Source organism: Exiguobacterium sp. s131 (assembly GCF_018617345.1).
Classification (GTDB): Bacteria; Bacillota; Bacilli; order Exiguobacteriales; family Exiguobacteriaceae; genus Exiguobacterium; species Exiguobacterium profundum.
In genome coordinates this window covers 166,477-189,821 of sequence record NZ_JACSJX010000002.1, presented here as the reverse complement: position 1 = coordinate 189,821, position 23,345 = coordinate 166,477, and the positions used below count along the sequence as shown (strand labels likewise).

Annotated in this window: 22 protein-coding genes and 1 pseudogene; 16 read left to right on the top strand and 7 right to left on the bottom strand. The window is 47.0% G+C overall.

Annotated features, from left to right (window positions below):
* Positions 1 to 91: 91 nt before the first annotated feature.
* The 4 genes from KNO69_RS11605 to KNO69_RS11590 all read left to right on the top strand — a co-directional run bounded on the left by KNO69_RS11605 (position 92) and on the right by KNO69_RS11590 (position 3,111).
* Positions 92 to 517: a DMT family transporter gene (locus KNO69_RS11605; protein WP_015880345.1), complete on the top strand. Its 426-nt coding sequence runs from the start codon at positions 92 to 94 to the stop codon at positions 515 to 517.
* 14 nt (positions 518 to 531) lie between these two features.
* On the top strand, positions 532 to 1,206 hold the full coding sequence (locus KNO69_RS11600; protein WP_015880346.1) for a Crp/Fnr family transcriptional regulator: 675 nt from the start codon (positions 532 to 534) through the stop codon (positions 1,204 to 1,206).
* Positions 1,207 to 1,217: 11 nt separating this feature from the next.
* Complete coding sequence (locus tag KNO69_RS11595) at positions 1,218 to 1,691, top strand: DMT family transporter (protein WP_214818182.1); 474 nt, start codon at positions 1,218 to 1,220, stop codon at positions 1,689 to 1,691.
* 91 nt (positions 1,692 to 1,782) lie between these two features.
* Complete coding sequence (locus KNO69_RS11590) at positions 1,783 to 3,111, top strand: hemolysin family protein (RefSeq protein WP_214731294.1); 1,329 nt, start codon at positions 1,783 to 1,785, stop codon at positions 3,109 to 3,111.
* A 9-nt stretch (positions 3,112 to 3,120) separates the two neighbouring features.
* Here KNO69_RS11590 and KNO69_RS11585 read toward each other — a convergent pair whose 3' ends face one another.
* Positions 3,121 to 4,305: an amidohydrolase gene (locus KNO69_RS11585; protein ID WP_214818179.1), complete on the bottom strand. Its 1,185-nt coding sequence runs from the start codon at positions 4,303 to 4,305 to the stop codon at positions 3,121 to 3,123.
* Between the two features lie 128 nt (positions 4,306 to 4,433).
* On the opposite strand from KNO69_RS11585, the gene KNO69_RS11580 reads away from it, so the two are divergent.
* Positions 4,434 to 4,982 carry a LemA family protein gene (locus tag KNO69_RS11580; RefSeq protein ID WP_214818177.1) on the top strand — a complete coding sequence of 183 codons (549 nt, stop codon included), beginning with the start codon at positions 4,434 to 4,436 and terminating at the stop codon, positions 4,980 to 4,982.
* Positions 4,983 to 5,000: 18 nt separating this feature from the next.
* Positions 5,001 to 5,885: a zinc metalloprotease HtpX gene (gene htpX / locus KNO69_RS11575; protein WP_078146050.1), complete on the top strand. Its 885-nt coding sequence runs from the start codon at positions 5,001 to 5,003 to the stop codon at positions 5,883 to 5,885.
* Between the two features lie 286 nt (positions 5,886 to 6,171).
* Here the strand turns inward: htpX and nagE are convergent, their stop codons facing one another.
* The 3 genes from nagE to KNO69_RS11560 are packed head-to-tail and all read right to left on the bottom strand — an operon-like array spanning position 6,172 to position 9,016.
* Positions 6,172 to 7,662 (bottom strand): N-acetylglucosamine-specific PTS transporter subunit IIBC, encoded by a 1,491-nt coding sequence (gene nagE, locus KNO69_RS11570; RefSeq protein ID WP_214818175.1) that lies wholly within the window; start codon positions 7,660 to 7,662, stop codon positions 6,172 to 6,174.
* Positions 7,659 to 8,507 (bottom strand): PRD domain-containing protein, encoded by an 849-nt coding sequence (locus KNO69_RS11565; protein ID WP_015880355.1) that lies wholly within the window; start codon positions 8,505 to 8,507, stop codon positions 7,659 to 7,661. The genes nagE and KNO69_RS11565 overlap by 4 nt, the downstream gene beginning before the upstream one ends.
* Before the next feature lie 20 nt (positions 8,508 to 8,527).
* On the bottom strand, positions 8,528 to 9,016 hold the full coding sequence (locus KNO69_RS11560; protein WP_015880356.1) for a PTS sugar transporter subunit IIA: 489 nt from the start codon (positions 9,014 to 9,016) through the stop codon (positions 8,528 to 8,530).
* Between the two features lie 458 nt (positions 9,017 to 9,474).
* Here KNO69_RS11560 and KNO69_RS11555 point away from each other — a divergent pair.
* Both KNO69_RS11555 and KNO69_RS11550 read left to right on the top strand, forming a co-directional pair.
* Positions 9,475 to 11,392, top strand: a pseudogene (locus KNO69_RS11555) (endonuclease MutS2).
* A gap of 63 nt (positions 11,393 to 11,455) precedes the next feature.
* A complete protein-coding gene (locus KNO69_RS11550) occupies positions 11,456 to 12,163 on the top strand; it encodes a hypothetical protein (RefSeq protein WP_214685029.1) in 708 nt (235 codons plus the stop codon).
* Positions 12,164 to 12,198: 35 nt separating this feature from the next.
* On the opposite strand, the gene KNO69_RS11545 is transcribed toward KNO69_RS11550, so the two are convergent.
* Positions 12,199 to 12,765: a hypothetical protein gene (locus tag KNO69_RS11545; protein WP_078146056.1), complete on the bottom strand. Its 567-nt coding sequence runs from the start codon at positions 12,763 to 12,765 to the stop codon at positions 12,199 to 12,201.
* Positions 12,766 to 12,908: 143 nt separating this feature from the next.
* Here KNO69_RS11545 and KNO69_RS11540 point away from each other — a divergent pair, with 143 nt between their 5' ends.
* The 6 genes from KNO69_RS11540 to KNO69_RS11515 all read left to right on the top strand — a co-directional run bounded on the left by KNO69_RS11540 (position 12,909) and on the right by KNO69_RS11515 (position 20,038).
* Positions 12,909 to 13,559: a response regulator transcription factor gene (locus tag KNO69_RS11540; protein ID WP_214818173.1), complete on the top strand. Its 651-nt coding sequence runs from the start codon at positions 12,909 to 12,911 to the stop codon at positions 13,557 to 13,559.
* Complete coding sequence (locus KNO69_RS11535) at positions 13,556 to 14,824, top strand: sensor histidine kinase (RefSeq protein ID WP_214818171.1); 1,269 nt, start codon at positions 13,556 to 13,558, stop codon at positions 14,822 to 14,824. The genes KNO69_RS11540 and KNO69_RS11535 overlap by 4 nt, the downstream gene beginning before the upstream one ends.
* Positions 14,815 to 15,558, top strand: coding sequence for an AAA family ATPase (locus KNO69_RS11530; RefSeq protein WP_214818342.1), 744 nt, complete (start codon positions 14,815 to 14,817; stop codon positions 15,556 to 15,558). The genes KNO69_RS11535 and KNO69_RS11530 overlap by 10 nt, the downstream gene beginning before the upstream one ends.
* 213 nt (positions 15,559 to 15,771) lie before the next feature.
* Complete coding sequence (licT, locus tag KNO69_RS11525; RefSeq protein ID WP_214818169.1) at positions 15,772 to 16,623, top strand: BglG family transcription antiterminator LicT; 852 nt, start codon at positions 15,772 to 15,774, stop codon at positions 16,621 to 16,623.
* Between the two features lie 102 nt (positions 16,624 to 16,725).
* Positions 16,726 to 18,576, top strand: coding sequence for a beta-glucoside-specific PTS transporter subunit IIABC (locus KNO69_RS11520; protein WP_214818156.1), 1,851 nt, complete (start codon positions 16,726 to 16,728; stop codon positions 18,574 to 18,576).
* Positions 18,577 to 18,592: 16 nt separating this feature from the next.
* The gene (locus KNO69_RS11515; RefSeq protein ID WP_214818154.1) at positions 18,593 to 20,038 is read left to right on the top strand and encodes a glycoside hydrolase family 1 protein; all 1,446 of its coding nucleotides are present in this window, start codon (positions 18,593 to 18,595) and stop codon (positions 20,036 to 20,038) included.
* 112 nt (positions 20,039 to 20,150) lie between these two features.
* On the opposite strand, the gene KNO69_RS11510 is transcribed toward KNO69_RS11515, so the two are convergent.
* Together KNO69_RS11510 and KNO69_RS11505 are read right to left on the bottom strand one after the other, a co-directional pair.
* Positions 20,151 to 20,588: a hypothetical protein gene (locus KNO69_RS11510; protein ID WP_047795794.1), complete on the bottom strand. Its 438-nt coding sequence runs from the start codon at positions 20,586 to 20,588 to the stop codon at positions 20,151 to 20,153.
* A gap of 188 nt (positions 20,589 to 20,776) precedes the next feature.
* Entirely contained in the window at positions 20,777 to 22,564 is a 1,788-nt protein-coding gene (locus KNO69_RS11505) for a type I phosphomannose isomerase catalytic subunit (RefSeq protein WP_214818151.1), read from the bottom strand.
* Positions 22,565 to 22,698: 134 nt separating this feature from the next.
* Between KNO69_RS11505 and KNO69_RS11500 the strand changes: the two genes are divergently transcribed.
* Both KNO69_RS11500 and KNO69_RS11495 read left to right on the top strand, forming a co-directional pair.
* Positions 22,699 to 22,995: a PTS sugar transporter subunit IIB gene (locus tag KNO69_RS11500; RefSeq protein WP_015880368.1), complete on the top strand. Its 297-nt coding sequence runs from the start codon at positions 22,699 to 22,701 to the stop codon at positions 22,993 to 22,995.
* 5 nt (positions 22,996 to 23,000) lie between these two features.
* Positions 23,001 to 23,345 carry a PTS sugar transporter subunit IIA gene (locus KNO69_RS11495; protein WP_041917964.1) on the top strand — a complete coding sequence of 115 codons (345 nt, stop codon included), beginning with the start codon at positions 23,001 to 23,003 and terminating at the stop codon, positions 23,343 to 23,345.

Sequence of the window (23,345 nt, the reverse complement as noted above, 5' to 3'; positions counted from 1 at the left end):
ATGTCGAAGTTGCTTTTTTGTTTTTTGGACATATGTCCTATTCAAGTCATCTCTCTTTTCGTAAAGTCAGACGAAGAGAAAGGGGAATGACATGGGAATTTTATTTGCCATCTTATCAGGGACGTTCATCGCCCTTCAAGGAATCTTTAATGCAAAACTAGGAGATGCGGTAGGCGCATGGATGTCCGTCACTATCGTTCATTTTGTCGGACTTCTGTTAGCACTCGCGATTTACTTCTTCAAGCGGGATGCGGACATGACAGCCTTCAAACGTGTGCCTTGGTATTATAGTTTAGGAGGATTGTTTGGGGTATTCGTTGTCTTCGGCGAATTGACGGCGATTCAACAACTCGGGGTCACATGGGCAATTTGTGTATTGCTTGTGGCACAATTAGTAGGAGCCTTCATCATCGATTTGAATGGTTGGTTTGGTGTCAAACGGAAACCGATGAACACGGGACAGGTCATGGGACTCGTCTTGATGGTCGTTGGGATCGGAATCTATACATTTTCTTAAGGAGTTCACTTTACATGATGAATATTATGGATGCACTGACACGATTGCAGTGGAATCATCTGTTTTCGAATGAAACGCTTGAGTCCTCGTCCGTAGTGACATATGCGTCTGGGACCATGTTATGTTCGAACGATCAGCACATCGAATCTTTATTCGTCGTCCTTGAAGGGCGTGTCAAAATTTATACGCTCAGTGAAGAAGGGAAATTGCGATTGTTGCGTCTGAAGGCTGCTCCAACATTGATTGGAGATATCGAGTATGCGAGCGGACGCAATGTATTGCATACGGTTGAAGCGGTCGGTCCCGTGACGTGTCTGCGCATCCCTTTCGAGGCGCTTCGACGATATAATCGCACGGTCGAATTCACGGAGCATCTGTTACGAGGCGTGTCCGAAAAATTATTCATCGAGGCAAACGCCTCGTCGAATCATCTCATGTCGACTTTAGAAGAGCGCTTGGCCGGTTACTTGATTTCACTCAGTGAATCAGGGAATGAACTGTTTCAAGCGGAGATGAGTCAACTGAAGCGTAAAGAAGTCGCAGAGTGGCTAGGGACGAGTTATCGTCACTTGAACCGAACGTTGCAGGCATTCGTGGATGAAGGATTGGTCAAACGAACGAGAAAAGAAGTCATCATTTTAAATAGTGAGCGATTGAAAGAACGTGCGAACGGCATGTTTTATGAGTAAGGAGGGGTTATATGATTTTTGGTATCATCTGTTCGGCTGTGGCTGGGACATTTATTAGCGTACAGGCGGCGGTCAACGCGAAAATGAACACAAATTTAGGGGCTTGGGCCACCACCGTATTGGTCTTTATCGTTGGTTTGGTCGGATCCATCATCCCGTTGTTATTATTTGGAGGAAACCTTGCTGGATTACGTGACTTGTCGCCGATCTATTGGCTCGGTGGTTTATTTGGTGTCGGTGTCGTGTACTGTGTCATGCGCAGCATCCAGTTACTCGGACCCACATTGTCTGTGTCACTCATTCTCGTGTCACAACTCATTTGGGCGTTAGTCGTCGATTTATATGGCGCCTTCGGGATGCCTCAAATCACGTTATCGGCCGGACAAATTGTAGGGCTCACCATCCTTCTTGTCGGGGTCATTCTCTTTAAACAGTCTCAGACGGCGGCTATCGCCAAACAAGCTGTCAACGAAGCCACTTCTTGAGGAGTGGCTATTTTTCTGAGCAAAACGGGTACAGGTTGGTAACGATTTTTTGATAAAATGAAGCAGTATGCTTTAAAAATTAGCTGAGGTGATGAAAAAAGTGGATTCTTCCATAGTGATTGATTTGTTGATTGTTTTGTTTTTGATTGTGTTGAACGGGATTTTTGCGATGACAGAAATTGCGCTCATCTCATCGAAACCTGCAAAACTTGAGGTTGAAGCAAATCGAGGAAAACGAAGTGCCAAGATTGCGCTTCATTATTCGAAAGACCCGACAGATTTGTTGTCGACCGTTCAAGTCGGAATCACATTGATTGGGATTATTAACGGGGCATACGGGGGCGCACGCTTCTCGGCACCGCTCGCATCGGCATTTGAACAAGCCGGAATGAGTACGCAGTATGCCGGAACCGTTGCTTATGTGGCCGTCGTTACGATTATTACGTATCTGTCGCTCATCATTGGTGAATTGGTCCCGAAACGGATTGCGCTCGTCTCGCCTGAAAAAGTAACGATGGCAATCATTCCGTCGCTCGATTTATTCAGTAAAGTGATGAAACCGTTCATTTGGATTTTATCGAAATCGACACTCTTTTTGTTCAAATTGTTAGGGTTGAAGGCGGAACAGACGAGTGGGGAGACTGAGCTCGAGATCAAACAACTCTTGTTTGAAGGCGCCCAGCAAGGACAGTTCGCTCATGAAGAAGTTCGACAAGTCGAACGGGTCTTTGCGTTTCATGATCAATTGATTTATGAGCTCATGCAACCACGGACGACGCTCGAATGGGTCGACTTAGAAGATGACATGGACGATATTAAGAAATCGATTTATGAAAGTAAACATAACAAGTTACCGGTCGGGCGCGACTCGCTTGACGACTTTGTCGGGTACATCGATGTACGTGACATCTTGACGTTGCCGACACTGCGTGAGCAGTCACAGATTTTGAAGCGCATCAAACAGCCGCTCATCGTTCCAAAACAACGAGAGGCGAGCCAAGTGCTTCAAATGATGCAGAAAAATGGTGTGGAAATCGCCTTTGTTTTAGATGAATACGGCGGATTCCTTGGTATGGTCACCTTGTTCGATATTTTGGAAGAAATCGTCGGAGAGGTGATGATTGAAGAGGATACACCAGAAGTGGTTCGTCGTGAAGATGGATCATATTTGGCGGATGGGTTACTCGGAATAGAGGATTTGAAGCGAACGTTCGAGATTCGGGATGACCGATTCGACGAAGGGCGCAACTCCTATCATACGCTCGCAGGACTCGTCATTTACGCACTTGGTGATTTTCCGAAACGGGGCGATGTGGTCGAAGCGTACGGTCTTCGCTTTGAAGTCGTGGATATGGACGGAAAGCGTGTCGACCAAGTGCTTGTTTCAGAATTAAAAGAACCAATTACTGAAGAGGACTGATGCGATGCATCAGCCCTCTTTTTCGTGTACCATCCACGTTCGTTGTAAAGCTCCTAACAAGACTTGGGCTGTGTGCAACATCGCTCGTTCATCCACGTCGAAGCGGGGATGATGATGCGGAAAGATTGCGGAGAGCTCGGGATTTCCTGCTCCTGTGAAGAAAAAGCTACCAGGAACGTGCGCGACATAATAAGCGAAATCTTCCCCGACCATAAGTGGTGCCATCTCAATGACACCGTCTGCACCAACGACCTCCACCGCACTCTCACGGACGAGTTCCGTTTCGGTCACATGATTCACGACAGCAGGATATCCTTTTATATACTCCAATTCATAATCAGCATCGCTCGCTTCACAGACGGAACGAATGATCCGCTCCATATCGGAGATGATTTTTTTTTGCGTCTCCCGAGTGAATGTACGCACGGTACCGGATAATTTGGCTTCTTCGGCAATGACGTTGAATGCTTGTCCGGAGTGGAGCGTACCGATGGTCAGCACGGCAGGTTCGAGCGGATCGATTCGCCGACTGACGACCTGTTGGAGATGATTCGCCACGTTCACGGCAACCATGAGGGCATCGACTGTATGTTGCGGAATCGCGCCATGTCCACCTTTTCCTGTAATGATCAATTCAAAGCGATCTGCCGCAGCCATGATAGGACCTGTTTTCACGCCAATCGTTCCGAACGGAAGTGGTGTCCAAATGTGCGCACCGTATATATAATCCACGTTGTCGAGACAGCCGTCTTCAATCATCGGTTTGGCACCACCCGGAGCCAATTCTTCTGCGAACTGGTGAATCAACACGACGTCTCCTGGAAGGCTCATCTCAGTCAATACTTTCGCTAAAACGAGAAGTGTCGCCGTGTGGGCATCGTGACCACACGCATGCATGACCCCGTTCACTTTTGAACGATACGGGACATCTTTCACATCTTGGATGGGAAGGGCGTCAAAATCGGCACGTAATGCGATGGTCGGACCGTCACCGCCTTTGATTCGACCGACGACCCCATTGCCGCCAACGTGCTCACGTACTTCAATCCCAAGTTCACGGAGATACGAGGCAATCATCTTTGGTGTTTCGACTTCTTGAAAAGACAGTTCAGGATATTGGTGAAAATGGCGTCTTAGGGATACCATTTCTTCGAACAACTCGGTCAAACGTACTTCGGCATGCGTGACGATCATTGCGAACACTCCTTTGTGGTTACCGTGTCAAGAAATGAATTCATTTACAAATTGTTATGAAAGTTAAGCTTATCTTATACGAGTAAAGGGAATTAATACAGGAGAAAATGAAGAAATGAGGTGCCAACATGGGGTGGATTATTGCGATTGTAGCGGTTGTCGTGCTCGTACTCATCTATTTTTTGATGTACAACGGGCTCGTCAAGTATCGAAATTGGGTCGATGAGGCGTGGGCTCAAATCGATGTGCAGTTGAAGCGGCGGTATGATCTGATTCCGAACTTGGTCGAGACGGTGAAAGGCTACGCGAAACACGAGCAAGAAACGCTTGCGAAGGTCGTCGAACTGAGAAACCAGCTCGGAGAAAAGTCGAATCGTCAGGACCAGATGGCAGTGAACGATCAATTGAGTGGAGCACTGAAAAATCTCTTCGCGCTTCGTGAGGCGTACCCGGATTTGAAAGCGAACGAGAACTTCAAGATGTTGCAGGAAGAATTGACACAGACGGAAAATAAGGTCGCGTATTCGCGTCAACTCTATAACAATACGGTCATGAAATATAACACGAAAATCGAATCGGTCCCGACGAACATCATCGCCTCCGTCCATCATTTTGAAAAGCGCGATATGCTCGAGGCACGTGCCGAAGAGCGCGAGAACGTTCGCGTCTCATTTTGATGAATCGAGGTGGCGCGTATGCTCCTCTATGAACAGATTCGAAAGAATAAAGTGAAGACGGTCTTCATCGTCACAGGGTTTGTCCTATTCGTTCTTCTCGTCGGAGCGGCCATTTCCTACGTCAACTATGGAGACGCGATTCCGGGGTTAATCTTCACACCGATTTTCTCGTTGTTTTATGTGGGAATCGTCGTCATGTCGAGTACGAACATCGTCATGAAGATGAATCGGGCACAAGAGGTGACATCGGTGGAAGAGCACCGCTTTTTATGGCATACGGTCGAAAACATGGCGATGGTCGCGCGAGTGCCGATGCCGCGCATCTTTATCATCAACGACCCATCGCCAAACGCATTTGCGACGGGATTGAAGCCAGAAAAGGCGGCTGTCGCCGTCACGACGGGACTGTTGGATCGATTATCGCGAGAAGAAGTAGAAGGGGTGATCGCGCATGAGGTCGCGCATATTAAGAATTATGATGTGCGGCTCTCGACGGTCACGCTCGCACTTGTTTCGGTGATTGCCATCATGAGCGATATCGGGTCGCGCATGCTGTTCTTTAGAAGTATCGGTGGAAGACGCGATCAAAACCAGAATCCCATCTTTTTGATCATCGGACTCGTCTTGTTGGTGTTGGCACCGCTCATCGCGATGCTCATCAATATGGCGATTTCACGGAATCGTGAGTTTTTGGCAGATGCGAGTGGGGCGGAACTGACCCGCAACCCGGATGCTCTCGCCTCAGCGCTTGAGAAGATTGCGAACGTCGAGACACCGGTCGAGCAAGCGTCGAGTGCCTCGGCACCACTTTACTTCTCCGATCCACTCAAGAAAAAAGTGAGTGGTCTATTCTCAACACATCCCGATCCGGTCGAACGCATTTCCCGACTTCGTCAAATGTAGTCAGAGCCTGTCCGGTTGCGGCAGGCTCTTTATGTTACACTGAACTGGGAAAATAAGGGGGATGGATGAGTTGAATAAAAAGATATACATAGGTTTAGGCGGCGCTTTACTAGTCGCATTATTTTTATTTGGGCTAGGGCCATATATTGTACATACAGTACTTAAGGTTTTCATGTGGCTCACACAGTACATCTTACCGTGGATCTTCCTCTACTATTTCATTCAATTTTATAAACAATATACAGCCAAACAAGAAAAGCCACCTGAATGAGGTGGCTTTCGACGTTTATCCGGCGCGGTGGCTACGGATTTTTTCAATCTCATCGAGGACGAACTGAACGTTTGTGCCGACAATGACTTGAATATGGTTTGGACTGACGACTTTGATTCCCGGAATACCGGCTTTTTTGATTTGATCTTGGTTGACCGTATCCATGTCTTTGACATCGACGCGTAGGCGTGTGATGCACGACTCGATGCCTGTGACGTTGCTGTCACCGCCAAGACCGTCATAAATCATATGTGCCATTGCTGAGTATTCGCTACCTGAAGCTGATGCGACCGGAGCGACTTTCGCTTCACCGTCTGCCGTCTCACTTGCAACCGCATCGACGACTTCATCTGGTTCACGACCTGGCGTTGCCAAGTTGAGCTTCACAATCATGAAGCGGAAGATGACGTAGTAAATGACTGCGAACACGAGACCTTGAACGATGAGCATATACGGTTGGTTCGCAAGCGGCAAGCGTGAGCTCAAGATAAAGTCGACCAAGCCTGCGCTGAATCCAAAGCCGGCTGTCCATTGGAACGTTGCCGCAACGAAGAGCGAAATTCCTGTAAGGACTGCGTGTACAAGGTAAAGAACAGGAGCGAGGAACATGAATGAGAACTCGAGCGGTTCTGTTACCCCTGTGAAGAATGAAGCGAATGCCGCTGCGAGAAGAAGTGAAGCGGCTTGTTTCTTCCGTTTCGTTTTCGCTGTGTGATACATCGCGAGTGCTGCGGCCGGAAGACCGAACATCATGATTGGGAAGTAACCTGCTTGGTACATCCCTGTCACACCTTTTTCACCTTCACCTGACCAGAACTTTCCGATGTCGTTAATGTCGGCGACGTCGAACCAGAATACAGAGTTGAGGGCGTGGTGAAGACCGGTTGGAATCAAGAGACGGTTAAAGAATCCGTAGAGTCCGGCACCGAATGCGCCGAGTTTTGAAATCGATTCTCCGAATCCGACGAGACCTGTATAGACGACCGGCCAGATGAAGTAAAGGGCGACCGAGACGAGAATCATCGAGAAGGCTGTCATGATTGGAACGAGACGCTTCCCACTAAAGAAGGCGAGAGCATCTGGCAATTTGACTTGACTGAAGCGGTTATACATAGAAGCGGCGACGAGACCGGATAGAATCCCGATAAAAGCATTCCCAATCTTACCGAATGCCGGGTTGACGGCTTCTACGTCGATTCCTTGGAACAATGCTACCGTTCCTGCGGAGAGAAGCGTTGTGACCGTCAAGAAGGCAACGAGTCCACTTAGTGCTGCTGAACCGTCACGGTTCTTAGCCATTCCGAGCGCGACCCCGACTGCGAACAGAATTGGGATGTTATCAATAATAGCGGCCCCTGCCTTAATTAAGAATGCAGCGGCAATGTTTTCAGATCCCCAGCCGACTGGGTCAATCCAATAACCAATCCCCATGAGAATGGCAGCAGCCGGTAGTACGGCGACCGGTAACATGAGGGAACGTCCGAGACGTTGGAAAAAGTTCATCATTGTTGATTTCCTCCTTTTTGATGGTGTTGATCTTGTAGACGTTGGATGTGAAGCGTAATATAACCAAGTTCTGACTCGGGCAAGACGATGCCATAGGTCTCTTCCATTTCTTTTGCGACATCTGATGCACACGCATAGGCAGACGTGAACTTCGTCTGAATCATGCGGAGCATGTCTTCATCAATCGTATGATGATCGTAATGGTTGACCCGATCCATGACGAACCGTAAATGAGTTAATAATCGTTGGTAGGATAAGTCATCTTCTTCAATGGATACATCGAGTCGTCGTGAAATCGATTGAATCATGTCGCGGACAATTGTTGTCTGTTTGACCGTCTTGCGTAAATCACCTCCTTTCACTTTCATCGTATGAATATGAAGCGCGATGAACGCAGCTTCGTCTTTCGGCATTTGGACGTTGAGCTTTTCAGCGATATGCTCAATCGCCCATAGTCCAATCTCATATTCATTCCGATAGAGGATTTTAATCTCGTTCAACAGTTTGTTGCGTAATGAGATGCCATCCATTTCCCGCTCGATGGCGAACGAGATGTGGTCGGTCAAGACAATGTGGATATGTTCGTTGAACGATGTCTCGAGACGTTTTTCCGCATAAGAGATAATGTCCTCGGAAACGGTGAAGTGTTCGACAGGAATCCGGCTCAATAACTGTTGGAACTTGTCATTTTCTGGCATGATGAACAACTTTTCGATTTTATGGGGATTGACGATGTCGTTCTTCGCTTTTTTAAACGCGACGCCAGGGCCAATCGCAATCTTTTCTTCACCCTCGTCTGAGACGATGACCGCATTGTTGTTTAGAATCTTTTTGATTTTAATCATGTGTCCTCCTTATTCCGGAGTCACGCTTCCACTCGGGCGACAATCGTCTTGCCCGGAACAGCTTCCTTCGTGAACGTGAAGGCGTAATGATGGGCAAGTGCGCCACCATTCGTCACGACCATTGGCGTGACCGTGTCCTTACCAGCTTGATGAATTTGCGCCAAGTCTGCTGTGAGTAACAGCTGTCCCGTCTTGACGTGGTCGCCCACATCTACTTGAAGATCAAACGGTCGACCTTCGAGTTCAACGGTATCGAGTCCGACGTGTATCAAAATCTCAGCCCCATCCTCGGTCCGAATGCCGATGGCGTGCTTTGTTGGAGCGATTTGTACAATCTCTCCATCAGCCGGTGAGACGACGGCACCGTCTGTTGGTGTGATGGCAATGCCATCGCCCATCATTTTTTCACTAAAGACCGGGTCCGCAACTTGTTCGAGTGGAATGACGTCTCCTTCCATTGGTGAGTGCAGTGTCGGTTTGTGTCGATTCATTAACTTATTCCATAGCATGTCTACTACATCCTTTCTTGAAACAAAACACCGAAAAACAAAACAGGCATGGAGTATAGACGGGTGGCATGCACCGTACGTCTTACCCCATGCCTGATCGAATCAGTCACATGTGATCACTATTCGTTTCTTCACGTTCAACATAACATGTGTTGGTTTGAGACACAAGTCTTTTTTTGAAAGCGTTCTCTAAAATTTTACAAGGGAACGAATCTATTGTATAGTAAGGGCGAATCTAAGTAAGAAAGGTGTTGCATGTTGATGAGTGAGGTTGTATCTGCCTAACGAACTGAAAAATGTCGGATGACACGTCTTTTTGTCATGCCGTCATGTTCCGTTACAGATACCGCCCATCAAAAACTGCCAGACACCCGTCTGTCTTTTTGCGTTGGTCGTCATCGACCGACGCTTTTTTGTTTGCGCGGTATCTCGATTCTATCATTTGAGGAGAGAGAAACATGAACGAACAAACATTTGAAAAATTACAATACAACGAATTGATGATGAAAGTAGGACGCTTCTGCATCAGCGGATTCGGGAGACGATTACTCAGACAACAGCGCCCGACGAGCCACATTACGACGGTGAAGAAGCGCCTGCAAGAAACATCCGAAGCCCGAGCGATTTTAGATGCGACGTCACACGTCCCGTTCATCGGTGTGTCTGACATGGAGACTATTATCGGAAAACTGCAACGAGGCATCCAACTCGAGGCAACAGAACTTGAAGCGGTCGCGGAGTTTTTACGAGGGGCACGCAAACTCAAGCGATTCATGCTCGAGCATGAATTCTTTGCACCGCTTCTTTCGGCTTATGCTGCCGGTATGGGCGAATGGCGAACGTTAGAAGAAGACATCACACAAGCGATTCGAGCCGGACAGGTCGTCGATGAAGCATCGAAAGAGTTGAAGCGGATTCGTAAGCAAGTCGACATTTTAGAAGGACGAATCGAGGAACGATTGACCAAGTTCTTAAAAAGCGCCGCCAATCGCGAGATGATCCAAGACGGATTTGTCACGAAAAAACAGGACCGCTTCACCATTCCAATCAAAGCTTCTTATAAGCATAAAGTGGCAGGGACGATTGTAGATACCTCGAATCGAGGGACGACGGTCTTTATCGAACCGGAAGCAATTGCGAAGTTAAACGCTGAACTTGTCGTCAAGCGTACAGAAGAAGCGGTAGAGGTGTATCAAGTGCTAGCGACGTTGACGGGAGCGGTGACAGAAGTCCTTCCTGACATCGAATCGACGCTCGATGTCATCGCCCAGTACGATATGGTCTTCGCAAAAGGGAAGTACAGTCAGTCGATTGACGGGGTGACACCACACGTCAATGCGAGCGGTCGCATCCGATTGAAGCAAGTACGTCATCCACTTTTAGAAAGCGCTGTGCCACTTGATTTTGCCATCGGTACAGACTATCGTGGCTTGATCATCACCGGACCGAACGCCGGAGGGAAGACGGTCGTCTTGAAAACGATTGGACTCCTTAGTCTAATGACGATGACGGGACTGCATATTCCAGCTCACACCGATACGATCATTTCGACATTCGATGAAGTGTTCGTCGATATCGGAGATAATCAAGACTTGGAATCGGCACTCAGTACGTTCTCTGCACACATGTACAATGTGGCGAATATCATGCGGACCGCTGGAAAACGATCGCTCTTGTTATTCGATGAGATTGGGAGCGGGACGGAACCGAACGAAGGAGCCGCTCTTGCGATTGCCATCTTAGAAGCGGCATATAAACGGGGCGCAATCGTTGTGGCATCGACACATTATGGTGAAATCAAATCGTATTCTGAAGCGCACCCGGATTTCATGAACGCTGCGATGCAGTTTGACCCAGAAACGCTTGAACCAAAATACCGACTGCTCATGGGACAGTCTGGCGATAGCAACGCCCTCTTTATCGCCCGTAAGATGAAGTTACCGGAATCGATTCTGAAACAGGCATCCCGTTACATGAACGAGAAAACATATGATATGACGAAAGTCGATGATTCTAAAATTGTGCGAGAAGTGGAAATGGTACCACTTGAAGAGGAAGAGCACTTTGAAACAGGTGACCGTATCCGCTTGTTAGAGACGAATCAAGTCGGTCTTGTCTATTCGTTTGATGCATCGCGTCGACATGTCCGCGTGTTCGTAGATTTGGAATATGTAGAGTTGCCGAGCCGCCGCGTTCGTCTTGAGGCACGCGCGACAGAGCTCTATCCGGCTTCCTTACGCTCCTGATACGTTGTTCACGACGTATCAGGAGCGTAAGGAAGCCCACGACTTTGCAAGAGGATCGAAAAAAGCGTTACGACGAGTGGAGAAAGAGATTCGGGAAAGGAAGAAACAAGAGCAATCTAAACGGAAATGAATGTAGCATACGGTGAAAGGGTAAGAGCACATAAAGAGAAATCTTAATGTGGGAGGGGCTTATGTGTTCGAGTTAAGTTTTTGGTTTGCACTCGGTTTTGCCGTGATTCACTTTTTTTCAGGAAAACTCATTCACGTGCGTGAAGTGCCGAGAAGCCGTTTTTTATCAGTGGCTGGAGGGATTGCCGTTGCTTATGTATTTCTTCATCTGTTGCCAGAGTTAAATGAATATCAACGCGAACTTGAAGGAGAGATTAGAAATAACGTCTTTGCTTCCCTCGAGAACCATATCTTAATCATCAGTATGTTAGGACTGGCTGTCTTTTATGGGCTCGAACGATTTGCAACGGCCAATAAGCGTAAACAAAAACCGTATGTGTTTTGGATTCACATTGGTTCATTCACGTTATATACGTTTAGCATCGGATATGTGCTCGCAGAAAGTGAATTTCAGTCCAATGGCACGATGTTTCTTTATTTTTTAGCGCTTGGCATACACTTTGTCACGGTCGATCAAGGATTGCGTCAGCACCATCAGCAACTTTATGATCGACAAGGGCGCATCTTCTTAGCGCTTGCTGTACTCATAGGGTGGGCAGTTGGTACCTTTGCGGAAGTGAATGATCTCGGTTTATCGATTGTTGTCGCCTTTTTAGCAGGTGGCGTCATCTTGAACGTCATGAAAGAAGAATTGCCTGCTGAGCGAGAGAGTAGTTTTGGTGCATTTTTGATTGGTTTATTAAGTTATGCGCTGTTATTGCTCGTCATATGAAAAGGGCAACCACTGCGAGTGGCTGCCCTTTTGACTTATAAGCTATTGCTTTGATTTTCTACGTTGCTGTCGCTCTCTGTTGAAGCATCGTCATCTGAAGAAGTTGAGTCGTCATGGTGTGGACCGTGACCATGGCGACCACCTTCACGTCCACCGCGCATACCACGAATATCTTCCAAGTCATCGTAACTTGTCACATCGGCAAACCGTTCTTCGTGGTCCGCAAGGATTTGATCCGCGTCTTCTTGCGTCAAGTTTCCTTCTTCCACAGCGGTTGCGAGTTTTTCTTCATGCGACGTCATGATCGCGTCGATGAACGCTTCAATTGAAATCCCTTTTTCTTCTGCGAGTTCAGGGAGAGATTGCCCGTTTTCGCGAGCCACATCCACTTCTTCTTGCGTTAAACCGAGCGCTTCGATGAGAGCGGCATGCCCTGCTTCTCGGTCACCGAACATACCAGGCCCTCGTTCACCACGTTCGCATTGTGTGGATGCTGTCGTTGTCGATTCATCAGTCGTCGTGTCATTCGTCGCGGCATATACGCCTGTGCCTGAGACGGCCAATAGACCGGCTAAGGCGATTGCTAGTTTTGTTGATTTCATGTGTATCTCCTCCTTTGTTACTTCAAGTGTAGGACTGAACGCTTCGGAAGTTGTGAGGGAGTTGCAAGATTTCTGCAAATTGTCTTTGGGAAACGGTGGGACGTTCGATGGGTACGATATAATGGATGTGGAGGCGATATGAGATGAACGTACTCGTTGTGGAAGATGAACTAAAACTGGCGGACGGCATGTCCCGCTTTTTAACATATTCCGGATTTGAGGTGACCGTGGCGATGACTTTGAGTGAGGCGAAACAACAGTTGCATCAACGATTTGATGCAGTTTTATTGGATGTTCGACTCCCTGACGGAGAAGGCTGGACCTTGATTCCGACATTAAAAGCGCAACAGCCCGCACCTGCTATTATCCTGACGACGGCTCGTGGTGAGGCGGATGATCGCGTGTTCGGATTGGAACTTGGCGCAGACGATTATCTAGTCAAACCCATCGTTTTAAAAGAGTTGGAGATTCGACTGAGACGTCTCGTCAAACAAACCAATATGATTCAATTTGGAACGCTCACCATCGACGTCAAATCGAGAATGGTACAAGAGAACGGACATCCGCTTCGATTAACGAACAAAGAGTATGAGTTGTTACTGTATCTTTGGAAACATGTCGGGGAGGCGTTAGACCGGAACCGCTTGCTCGATGAGGTGTGGGATTACGCATTCGTCGGAGACACACGAACGGTCGACACCCACATTAAACAACTGCGGGACAAATCGCCGACCTTAAAAGAACAGTTGAAGACGGTGCACCGGGTCGGTTATCGATTAGAGGCACTGTCATGAATCGATTAATGAAGAAGTTACTTTGGACGGCCATTCTACCACTTGCAGTGATGGCACTTTTAACATTCGGACTCACGTCATTATTGATTGGACGCTTCGCAGAAGAGGAGACGTACGCACAATTGGAGCGCGAGGCGGCGATTGTTTATGAAGCCATTCAAGAGGGCCGTGGAATCCCAGGGCAACTTGACGTGCTTGTATTTCAAAATGGGCAGCGTATCGAGTTCGAACGAGGCGGACGGATGCATCGCATGATGCCAATCAACCTCGATCCGAATGATTTAGAGATTCAGGACGAAGTGGGTGTAAATGGTACCCGCTTGTTGACGTATCTGAAAGAAGAAGGGGACATTCAAATCGTGACGTATAGTCCCGTTCCGTTTTCAAATCCACAATTCCAGCAAATCTACCTCATCTTAGCGGGTGGGTTTATTCTGGCCCTACTTGTCGCAATCGCTGTCACGTATTGGATGAGTCGTCGGCTCACGCAACCGCTCGTCGAGTTGAAACAAGCGACCGCATCCATTATGGAGGGGCGACACGATATTAGCTTACCGAGCGTGACGAACGATGAGATTGGAGATTTGACCGTCACCATCGGACAGATGAACACATCACTTCAAGAAAAAGAGGCGCTTCAAAAATCATTTATTTCTGGGATCACACACGATGTGCGTACACCGCTCGCTATCGTTCGAAACGAGGCGGAGATGCTGGAGCTAGGTGTTGTGGAGACATCGGATATTTCGATGACCGGAAAAAGCATTACCGAGGAAGTGGACCGGATCGACCGACTCGTCAATCAGATGCTTGAATACTCCAAATTGTCCGCAGGTTCCATTCCCCTTGAAATGGAATCGATTCAACTCGATGAATTGGTTCGTCGATTGACGCCACGCATGTCCGAGTGGTTCCGACAAAAAGACGTGATGCTCGATTTACAATTAGAACCTGTGACAATACAAGCCAATCGACTAGCGATGGAACGGGTTCTTTCGAACTTCTTGAGAAATGCGTATGAGGCGAGCCCTGTTGGGGGAAGCATTACCATCACGCTAACCTCGAATCGACTAGACGTGATAGACGAAGGGGACGGGATTGACCCTGCCGTCCAATCTTCCATTTGGGATATGTATGTGAAAGGGGATCGCTCTAACGGACATGGTTTAGGTCTCGCTATCACGAAGTTACTTCTTGACGCACAAGGACTTTCTTATGGCGTCGATTCAGATAAGGGGGCGACATTTTGGATCGGATGGACATGACTTTATTTTTACGAGGGGTGCGGTTAGAGAAAGACCGCATCCAATCAACGGGTTATCCGTACTCGTTACCAATCTTTCAGACACTCGATGAACTGACGTTTCATCATCCGGTCACGTTTCTCGTTGGAGAAAACGGGAGTGGAAAGTCGACGTTGATTGAGGGGATGGCGGTCGCGGCTGGATTCAACCCAGAAGGCGGAGCACCTTCCTTCCAATTCGAAACGGAGTCAACGCATAGTTCTTTGTATGAAGCGCTACGCCCGATTCGAGGACCGTATCGTCCGAAAGATGGATTTTTCTTACGTGCGGAAACGGCATACCAGCTATCGAGTTATGTGGATGAGATGGCAAAGTCAGGACGTGATCCTGAACGGTTTTATGAATCATATGGCGGACGTTCCCTTCATGAACAGTCACACGGTGAAGCGTTTCTATCCCTCATGTTGCATCGATTCCGCGGAGAGGGGCTCTACATTTTGGATGAGCCGGAGGCCGCATTGTCACCGATGCGTCAACTGACGATGCTTGCGCGCATGCATGAACTTGTCCAATCCGGCAGTCAATTCATCATTGCGAGTCACTCACCGATCTTGATGTCGTATCCAGGCGCGATGATTTTACAAGTGGAGACAGGACTTACTCCGACGGCTTTTGATGACCTCGAGCATGTACGGGTGATGCGTGATTATTTACAGGCACCGGAACGGATGCAGCGAATTTTGTTTGAAGAGTAAAAAACGGTCACGATGTAAGCGGTTTACTTTTTATGTTGACGTCAAGATTTATAGGGAGTATGCTTATATCGAAAAGAAGAAAATCCACTTTAGGATTGTTACTGGTGATGCAGGCAAAACCTAAATTGACGCCACGACTGTATGTTGGACGTTGGTGTGAATTTAGGTTTTTTTCTTTTTAGTTCAGTCGAATGAGAGTGAGGTGAGGAGACCATGCAGATTTCAAAAGTGTTCAATAATAACGTCGTAGCAATTGATGCGAACGGTCAAGAACAGGTCGTGATGGGGCGCGGGATTGCATTTCAAAAACGGCCAGGCGATCCGATTGACCAGACGCGAATCGAAAAAATCTTTACGCTCGAGAGTAAAGAAAGTTATGAGCGTTTCGTTCACTTTTTAAATGAAATGCCGACGGATGAGATGGAGACGGTGAAACAGATTGTCAGATTAGCCGAAGAGCGATTAAAACAACCTATTCATGATTCGCTCTACGTGACGCTAGCGGACCACCTTCATTTCGCGCTTAGTCGGTATCAGGATGGAATCCAGATTCGTAACCCTCTCGTTTGGGAAGTGAAACGATTTTATGCTCCGGAGTTCGCTGTCGGCAAAGAAGCGGTAAAATTGATCAATGCGCAACACGAGGTCAACCTGGATGAAGATGAGGCGGTAGCGATTGCCTTACATCTCGTCAATGCGACGATGTCTGGTGTCAAAGGTGAGAACCTGCATCTTGTTACCGAGATGACGAGAGCCACGCAAGCGATTCTGACAATCATTACGTATCATTTTCAAATCGAATTGGACGAAGAGTCATACGCGTATGCACGCTTTTTGACACATTTAAAATATTTTGTGCAGCGCCTTGCATCAGGAGAGAAGGTCAAGTCAACGGGTGACGAAACCTTATTCCTGATGGTGAAGCAGAGATACCCGGAAGCGTTCGAATGCGTTGAAAAAATCGCCGGGTTGATTGCGACGAAATATCATTACGACGTATCGATGGACGAACGGCTGTATATGATGATTCATATCGAAAACTTAATGAAAGAACGTCGATCCTAAGGATGGTTACTGATGACGCAGGCCAAACCTAAATGACTACACCTTTATTTGTGTAGTGATTTAGGTTTTTCTTTTTATCCAAAAACATGAGGAGTGAACAAGATGGACCAATATAAACAACTGGCAGAGACGATTGTGCAGCATGTCGGTGGGAAAGATAACGTCAAAAGTGTCTTTCACTGTGCGACACGACTGCGTTTCAAATTAAAAGATGAATCAAAGGCAAATGCGACTACGCTGAAGGAACAAGATGGCATCATCACGGTCGTTCAAAGTGGAGGACAATTTCAAGTCGTCATCGGGAACAATGTACCATACGTCTACAAAGAGGTTGTTGACGTTGGTGGTTTCCAGACATCTTCGACTGATGATGAAGAAAAATCAGGAGTATTCAACCGATTGATTGATGTGATTGCCGGAATCTTTACGCCGATTCTTGGACCGATGGCAGGTAGTGGTCTGTTGAAAGGGTTACTCGCCATCCTTGTCGCGTTTGGATTATTGACAGAAGAAATGGGCACATATGTCGTCTTAAATGCTGCGGCGGATGCACTATTTTATTTCCTACCTGTGATCTTAGGACATTCGGCGGCTAAGAAGTTTGGTGGAAACCCGTATATTGGGATGATCATCGGTGGGGCGCTTGTCTATCCATCGATTGTGGCAATTCAAGGAGCAGGTGAGTCTCTAACGTTCCTTAACGTACCTGTCGTCTTAATGAGTTATGCGTCTTCAGTAATCCCGATTATCTTGGCGACATATGTGTCTTCAAAAGTCGAAACATTCTTTAACCGTCATACGCATGAAGCTGTACGAAACTTCACAACACCGATGATGGCGTTGTTACTCGTTGTCCCGTTGACGTTTTTAGCAATTGGACCGGTTGCGACGTATGCGAGTCAAGGTTTAGCGAATGGTTACTCGTTCTTGTATGAGTTGAGCCCAACCATCGCCATCGCGTTTATCGGTGCGTTCTGGCAAGTGCTTGTCATGTTCGGGCTTCACTGGGGGCTTGTGCCAATCATCATCAACAACTTATCGGTTGTTGGTATGGATACGATCGTTGTCGGTGTATTGATGGCAACATTTGGTCAGGTCGGTGCTGTTTTAGCAATCACGTTAAAGGCAAAAAATCCAAAAGTGAAAGGTCTCGGAACCTCTTCTACGATTGCAGGTGTGTTTGGAATTACGGAGCCGGCTATCTATGGCTTGACGCTTCCCCGTAAAAAACCATTTGTGTTTGGGGTTGCGGGTGGAGCGGCTGGTGGTGTCGTAGGAGGTTTGTTCGGTACGGCGGCTTATGCGATGGGAGGCCTCGGAATCTTTAGCATCCCAGTCATGATTCCTCCAACGGGTGTCGATTTAGCCTTTTACGGCGCATTTATTGGAATGGCGGTTGCAACAGTAGTCGCTCTCGTCTTGACGATGGTCTTCCACAAAGAAGAAACGGCCGTCGAGTCGACAGAAAAAGTGGTTGTACAATCAATCTCTGAACAAGTCGGCTTTCCTGTATCGGCTCCATTGAAAGGAGAAGTCGTGTCGCTTGAAACGGTTCGTGATGAAGTGTTCTCAAGCGGGGCGATGGGGAAAGGGATTGCGATTATGCCTTCAGAAGGCGCGGTATATGCACCGTTTGACGGAGAAATCGTCATGGTCTATCCATCGAAGCATGCAATCGGTCTTCGATCTGATACAGGTGTGGAAGTATTGATTCACATTGGATTAGATACGGTCAAGCTAAATGGACAGTATTTTGAAACGGTCGTTACGGACGGTCAGAAAGTGACAGAAGGAGAACTGCTCGTCCGATTCGATATAGATGCCATCGCTCGTGAAGGATATGACACAATCACGCCAATCATTGTGACAAATACTGATCATTATTTAGACGTATTGCCAACTTACACAGGAACGGTAGAAGCGAATCATGGCGTATTGCGAGTCATTGTATAACAAAGGAGGAGACAATATGAAACAAGTATCAAGTGATTTTCTATGGGGCGGGGCCACTGCGGCCAATCAACTAGAGGGCGGTTATCAGGAAGGCGGTAAAGGACTTTCGATTGCAGACGTGATGCCAGGTGGGAAACAGCGAATGAAAATCATTCATGACCCAGCGTTTGATTTTGAGTTACATGATGAATATTCATATCCGAATCATGAAGGAATTGACTTCTATCATCGTTACAAAGAAGATATCGCCCTTTTTAAGGAAATGGGATTCAAGACGTTCCGTATGTCGATTGCCTGGTCACGAATTTTCCCGAACGGCGATGAAGTGGAACCGAATGAGGAGGGACTCCAATTCTATGATCGTGTCATCGATGAGTTGGTCGCCCAAGGCATTGAACCACTCGTGACGATTTCTCATTATGAGATGCCCTTACATCTTGCGAAGCATTATGGAGGGTGGCGAGACCGTCGCTTAGTCACATACTTTGAACAATACAGTCGTGTCTTGTTCGAACGTTATAAAGGGAAGGTCAAATACTGGTTGACGTTCAACGAAATCAACGGGGCACAATTCATGCCGATGCTCAGTCTAGGGATTGCGGTTCGGGAAGAAGAGGATACGTTACAGCTAACCTATCAAGGATTGCATCACCAACTGGTCGCAAGTGCCCTTGCGACAAAGGCGGCCAGAGAGATTGACCCATCGATGCAAATCGGATGTATGCTCATTGCGGCTCCGGTTTATCCGTATAGTTCAAACCCGGATGATGTTTGGTATGCTCACGATGCAGAACGGATGATGAACTTCTTCTGCGGAGACGTCCATGTACGCGGCAAATATCCGAGCTTTGCGAAACGATTCTTCCGAGACAATGGCATTGAACTCGCTATGGAAGATGGCGACCTTGATATCCTCAAAGAGAATACTGTCGACTTCTTCTCACTCAGTTACTACATGTCGCGCACTGAAAAGGCTGAAAAAGGTCAGGATGAGGCGGAAGGTAATATTATGAGCGGGGTCAAGAATCCATACTTACAGGCGAGTGACTGGGGATGGGAAATTGATCCGACCGGACTTCGTGTCATCTTGAACAAGTTATATGAGCGTTATGAGCTCCCATTATTCATCGTTGAAAACGGGCTAGGTGCTTATGACAAAATTGAGTCGGACGGAACGATTCATGATGACTATCGCATCGATTACTTACGTGATCACTTGAAAGGGATGATGGATGCAATCGACGATGGAGTCGAAGTGATGGGATACACGAGTTGGGGGTGTATCGATTTAGTGAGTGCCTCGACAGGTGAGTACAGCAAACGGTATGGTTTCATTTACGTGGATCGACATGACGACGGTACCGGTACGTTAGAACGAAAACGGAAAGAGTCGTTCTTCTGGTATCAAGAGTTGATTCGTTCACAAGGTGCGAGCTTATACGAAGAAGAATCAGTCAAATGAAAAAGCGGCCTCGGCCGCTTTTTTCATGCTTTCGTAATCTTTCTTAATAAGATGATCGCGAGGCTAACGCCCCCGGCAATCAACATATACAAGACAATCTCCATCCAAGTGTTCATTCGTCGTCTCCATCCGCAAAGATTGCGAGCTCCCCTTGTGGCATCGCGACCAACAGATAGGCGTCTCCACCAAGTGGTCTCGCGTCCCCTGCTTGCCAGCACTCAAAGTGTTCTTGATATCCATTGATGAAGAGAAGGGATCCGGATTCAAATTCCAGTTCGAGGTGGGGGTGTTCGTCACCGAGGCGTACTTGATGGATGCGCTCTCTTCTTAAGCGCATGAGCTGTTCGAGTTGTTCACCTTCGTCAAACGTATTTTGCGTCGCATGGACATGCCACGGTCCCTCGATGGAGATCCAAGATTCCAGTCCTTGACGACTGAAATAGAGAAGATGATGGTTCGGACCAGAACCGAAATCGATTCCGACAAAAGAAGAGGCGGTAAAGAGGTGATGCAAAATAGATGTCGCTTGTTCGTGCTCTGTGGTAGACACACCGTCACCTCACTTTAAAGAGTTGTTATCATTATCATTTCACGTTACCACGCTAAAGTAAACGAATCTAACTCAATCTAGAAAAGAAACTGTAGATGATTCGCAAAGTATAATATTGATTTATTTCACATTTCTGTATACGAAAAAAACGGGCATTCACGATGAATGTCCGTTTTTTTCAAACCTCATTATGCTTCGACAAAGGCAGCGCCGATCACACCCGCATCTCCTGACAATTGAGTGAGGCAGAGACGCGTTTTTCCACTAGCATGTGGATACATTTTATTCGAGACTGCTTGTTGTAATTCGTTCCAAAATAATGAGGCCGACATCATGACGCCGCCTCCTAATACAATCACATCAGGATCGACAGTATGAATGATGTTAGCTAGTCCGCTAGCCAGTTCCTCGACGAAGTGATGGCGGTACTCGTCATCTGATAATAGCGAAGGGACATTTGTATATCCTTTTTCGCTTGCGCGACTCATGAGCGCGGTACCACTTGCGAGTGATTCGAGAGAGCCTCGATTCAGTACAGGGTGAACTGGTCCGTTCGAACGGATAATCATATTTCCGATTTCACCGGCACTGCCGTTCGCCCCTCGAATGATTTGATGTTTATAGACATAACCGCCACCGATTCCAGTGCTCACTGTTACATAAAAAACAGCATCGAATCCTTTTCCTGCTCCAAATTTAGCTTCTGCGAGAGCTGCCGCATTCGCATCGTTTTCAAGGGTGACAGAAAAGCCGAGGCGCTGTGTTAAAGGCTCAACGATTTTTTGATTGTGCCAATTCGGGAGGTTTGGAGGCGTTAAAAACATCCCTTGTTTCAAATCGAGTGGACCGGGAGCCACAATTCCAACATGCCGGATATCGAATTCAACATTGAATTGATGAATCGCAGTCTCAATAGATTGTAGTGCCTCTTCGAAAGGAAGTTGAGGCTGCGTGTTAAACGTGAGTTGTTTCAGTACTTCACCTTTGAGTGAAACAGCCGCAATCCGAGTGTTCGTCCCTCCTAAATCAATCCCGATTCGGACAGCTTGTTTTTCATCGGAAGGAACACCAGTCACTAGACAAATCGCTTCCCCCTCAATCAAGAACGACTCATTGGCCGGGAGAAGGAGTGTACCTCCCGTAGGTACTTCCATCTCATCAATGATTAATGTTCCTTGCACGACAGATAGTAACCGGAACGTGTCGGTCGAAATCTTTTCTTTCGCTGTAACATGCCATTTTTCCACGAAGAAGAATGGATTCTTCGTCAAACGTGTTCGAAAGTGATCGAGTTGACGGATTGGTTCACTATAGCCAAGGTGAGGGACGAAAGAAGCGAGAATGCCCTTTTCTACGTGAAGTTCACGTGGACGACCGGTCGTCACATCCAGTCGCTCGTAATCGTATAGACGATAGGTTGTGTCCGAACTTTGTTGAATTTCCAGTACGCATACCCCTTTTGTCAATGCATGGACCGTTCCAGCTGGGACATAGAAAAAATCACCGGCATGAATCGATTTTCGTATCAAGCCGTGTTCCAAATCGCCTGTTTCAAGCGCTTTGTTGAAGTCTTCTGAGGTGGCATAGGAGTGACCGTAAATGAGTGTCGCATTTGCTGGAGCATCGAGAATATACCAACATTCATTTTTTCCATATGATTCGTTTTCGAGTTGTTCCGCTAACGAATCATCAGGATGAACTTGAATAGACAAATCATCGTTCGCATCAATCCATTTAATCAGTAGTGGAAACACGTCCGCTTTAATTTGAAACAACTCTGGATATTGTTGATAGAGTTCACGCAAAGAAAGACCAACGTAGGGTCCGGAAGCAACGGCTGAACTACCTTTTTCTAATGCAGAAGCCGTCCAAGCTTCACCGATCGAAGGGTCATTGAAATCGAAACCAAATTGCTTCAGACGCTCCCCTCCCCAAAGTCGCTGTTGATAGTGTGGTTTTAAAAGAATAGCGCTCATATCCTGTCCTCCTATTAATTTGATATACACTTATGAATTTAAAAACTAAACAAAGTTTAAATCAAGTATAGACATGAAATAAATCATGTGTATAATAAAACATGTAACCGATTTCAAATAAGGAGTGAGGACACATGAAGAAAATCTTATTAGCGTGTAGTTCAGGGATGTCGACGAGTTTACTCGTAACGAAGATGAAAGATCATGCCACATCAATCGGGGATGAGGCGAAGATTTGGGCAGTCGGTCAAGATCAGGTCGTAACCGAGATGGACGAGGCAGATGTGATTTTGATTGGTCCACAAATGCGTTTCTTGTTGGATAAATTGAAAGCGCAAACATCAACACCGATTGAAGTGATCGATATGATGGCATACGGCACGGCGAATGGTAAAGCTGCATACGAACAAGCGATGAAATTAATGGGGTGAACAACGTGGAACAGGTAGACGAGTTAACCTTGGAGCAAATGGCATTCATGATGATTTTGCACAGTGGCAATGCGAGAAGTACGATTCAGGAAGCGATTCAACTGTATAAAACGAGTTCTTATGAAACGTTCGAAGAAAAGATTGATGAGGCACGTGGACAATTAAAAGAAGCACATCAAACACACTTTTCACAAATCCAAAGAGAAGCGAATGGAGAAAAAACAGACGTCTCTTTATTGCTTCTTCATGCAGAGGACCATTTAATGTCTACGCAAACAATGCTTGATTTGACAGCGGGTTTGGTCGAAATGGTCGAACAAAAGATTGTAAATCCTAATCAAGAAGGGTGA

What these genes read in the sequence shown, in the direction of transcription:
- KNO69_RS11520 (WP_214818156.1), top strand. Translation starts at nt 16,726, where the DNA reads ATGGACCAATATAAACAACTGGCAGAGACGATTGTGCAGCATGTCGGT.
- licT (WP_214818169.1), top strand. Translation starts at nt 15,772, where the DNA reads ATGCAGATTTCAAAAGTGTTCAATAATAACGTCGTAGCAATTGATGCG.
- KNO69_RS11605 (WP_015880345.1), top strand. Translation starts at nt 92, where the DNA reads ATGGGAATTTTATTTGCCATCTTATCAGGGACGTTCATCGCCCTTCAA.
- KNO69_RS11590 (WP_214731294.1), top strand. Translation starts at nt 1,783, where the DNA reads ATGAAAAAAGTGGATTCTTCCATAGTGATTGATTTGTTGATTGTTTTG.
- htpX (WP_078146050.1), top strand. Translation starts at nt 5,001, where the DNA reads ATGCTCCTCTATGAACAGATTCGAAAGAATAAAGTGAAGACGGTCTTC.
- KNO69_RS11580 (WP_214818177.1), top strand. Translation starts at nt 4,434, where the DNA reads ATGGGGTGGATTATTGCGATTGTAGCGGTTGTCGTGCTCGTACTCATC.
- KNO69_RS11565 (WP_015880355.1), bottom strand. Translation starts at nt 8,507, where the DNA reads ATGATTAAAATCAAAAAGATTCTAAACAACAATGCGGTCATCGTCTCA.
- KNO69_RS11500 (WP_015880368.1), top strand. Translation starts at nt 22,699, where the DNA reads ATGAAGAAAATCTTATTAGCGTGTAGTTCAGGGATGTCGACGAGTTTA.
- KNO69_RS11535 (WP_214818171.1), top strand. Translation starts at nt 13,556, where the DNA reads ATGAATCGATTAATGAAGAAGTTACTTTGGACGGCCATTCTACCACTT.
- KNO69_RS11560 (WP_015880356.1), bottom strand. Translation starts at nt 9,016, where the DNA reads ATGCTATGGAATAAGTTAATGAATCGACACAAACCGACACTGCACTCA.
- KNO69_RS11505 (WP_214818151.1), bottom strand. Translation starts at nt 22,564, where the DNA reads ATGAGCGCTATTCTTTTAAAACCACACTATCAACAGCGACTTTGGGGA.
- KNO69_RS11595 (WP_214818182.1), top strand. Translation starts at nt 1,218, where the DNA reads ATGATTTTTGGTATCATCTGTTCGGCTGTGGCTGGGACATTTATTAGC.
- KNO69_RS11515 (WP_214818154.1), top strand. Translation starts at nt 18,593, where the DNA reads ATGAAACAAGTATCAAGTGATTTTCTATGGGGCGGGGCCACTGCGGCC.
- KNO69_RS11585 (WP_214818179.1), bottom strand. Translation starts at nt 4,305, where the DNA reads ATGATCGTCACGCATGCCGAAGTACGTTTGACCGAGTTGTTCGAAGAA.
- KNO69_RS11600 (WP_015880346.1), top strand. Translation starts at nt 532, where the DNA reads ATGATGAATATTATGGATGCACTGACACGATTGCAGTGGAATCATCTG.
- nagE (WP_214818175.1), bottom strand. Translation starts at nt 7,662, where the DNA reads ATGATGAACTTTTTCCAACGTCTCGGACGTTCCCTCATGTTACCGGTC.
- KNO69_RS11530 (WP_214818342.1), top strand. Translation starts at nt 14,815, where the DNA reads ATGGACATGACTTTATTTTTACGAGGGGTGCGGTTAGAGAAAGACCGC.
- KNO69_RS11540 (WP_214818173.1), top strand. Translation starts at nt 12,909, where the DNA reads ATGAACGTACTCGTTGTGGAAGATGAACTAAAACTGGCGGACGGCATG.
- KNO69_RS11545 (WP_078146056.1), bottom strand. Translation starts at nt 12,765, where the DNA reads ATGAAATCAACAAAACTAGCAATCGCCTTAGCCGGTCTATTGGCCGTC.